Annotated in this window: 10 tRNA genes and 1 rRNA gene; all 11 read right to left on the bottom strand. The window is 47.5% G+C overall.

Features of this window, described 5'->3' with window-relative positions:
- Positions 1-102 precede the first annotated feature (102 nt).
- Positions 103-179, bottom strand: a tRNA-Pro gene (locus tag KNP98_RS15855).
- A gap of 5 nt (positions 180-184) precedes the next feature.
- A tRNA-Arg gene (locus KNP98_RS15850) sits at positions 185-258 on the bottom strand.
- Between the two features lie 8 nt (positions 259-266).
- Positions 267-349, bottom strand: a tRNA-Leu gene (locus KNP98_RS15845).
- A gap of 36 nt (positions 350-385) precedes the next feature.
- Positions 386-460, bottom strand: a tRNA-Gly gene (locus KNP98_RS15840).
- A 14-nt stretch (positions 461-474) separates the two neighbouring features.
- A tRNA-Leu gene (locus tag KNP98_RS15835) sits at positions 475-558 on the bottom strand.
- 7 nt (positions 559-565) lie between these two features.
- A tRNA-Lys gene (locus KNP98_RS15830) sits at positions 566-641 on the bottom strand.
- Between the two features lie 26 nt (positions 642-667).
- Positions 668-743, bottom strand: a tRNA-His gene (locus tag KNP98_RS15825).
- Between the two features lie 16 nt (positions 744-759).
- Positions 760-835, bottom strand: a tRNA-Thr gene (locus KNP98_RS15820).
- A 9-nt stretch (positions 836-844) separates the two neighbouring features.
- A tRNA-Phe gene (locus KNP98_RS15815) sits at positions 845-920 on the bottom strand.
- A 27-nt stretch (positions 921-947) separates the two neighbouring features.
- A tRNA-Asp gene (locus KNP98_RS15810) sits at positions 948-1023 on the bottom strand.
- 72 nt (positions 1024-1095) lie between these two features.
- Positions 1096-1183, bottom strand: a 5S ribosomal RNA gene (gene rrf / locus KNP98_RS15805); the annotation flags it as partial.

The raw sequence follows: 1183 nt of genomic DNA, 5'->3' as shown, positions 1-1183 counted from the left end.
TGACTAAAAGTCACGTTGACGAAGCTTGCGCTTCATTCATTGTTTGTATCCGAAGATACGTTTTTGCCTCATCGTTCAGTTTTCAAAGTCCGATAATAATAATGGTCGGGAAGACAGGATTCGAACCTGCGACCCCTTGGTCCCAAACCAAGTGCTCTACCAAGCTGAGCTACTTCCCGAAAAGTGCACCCTGAGAGATTCGAACTCCCGACCCCTTGATTCGTAGTCAAGTACTCTATCCAGCTGAGCTAAGGGTGCATAATAAGTGCGGTCGAGAGGACTTGAACCTCCACAGTGTTGCCACCACTAGGCCCTCAACCTAGCGCGTCTACCATTCCGCCACGACCGCAAATTATGCTATTTTTTGTTACTTCTATTTAAAAAATGGAGCGGAAGACGGGATTCGAACCCGCGACCCCGACCTTGGCAAGGTCGTATTCTACCACTGAACTACTTCCGCATTATAAATATAAATGGTACGGGTGAAGGGACTTGAACCCCCACGTCAAAGACACTAGATCCTAAATCTAGCGCGTCTACCAATTCCGCCACACCCGCATAAAAATGGTGTGTCATGCAGGATTCGAACCTGCGACCCTCTGATTAAAAGTCAGATGCTCTACCAACTGAGCTAATGACACAAACTAGTATTAAATTAAAAATAAAATGGGGCGACTGATGGGAATTGAACCCACGAATGCCGGAATCACAATCCGGTGCGTTAACCACTTCGCCACAACCGCCATATTAAATGAAAAATGGTGCCGGCAACAGGAGTCGAACCCGCGACCTACTGATTACAAGTCAGTTGCTCTACCAGCTGAGCTACACCGGCAGGTGTAAATGGTGGCTTTGGACGGAATCGAACCGCCGACACGAGGATTTTCAGTCCTCTGCTCTACCGACTGAGCTACAAAGCCATAATGAAAAAGATCGGTAAATAAAAATGGCGGTCCTGACGGGATTCGAACCCGCGATCTCCTGCGTGACAGGCAGGCATGTTAACCGCTACACCACAGGACCGTGGTAACTTGACGACTTCTATAATGTTATATTAGTCAGTCAAAATTGTCAAATACTTTATTAAAAAAGTATGCCTGGCAACGTCCTATCCTCACAGGGGGAAGCCCCCAACTACTTTCGGCGTTCAAGTGCTTAACTTCCGTGTTCGGCATGGGAACGG

This window comes from Exiguobacterium sp. s127 (genome assembly GCF_018618695.1).
Classification (GTDB): domain Bacteria; phylum Bacillota; class Bacilli; order Exiguobacteriales; family Exiguobacteriaceae; genus Exiguobacterium_A; species Exiguobacterium_A oxidotolerans.
This window is presented reverse-complemented; position numbering and strand designations above follow the sequence as displayed.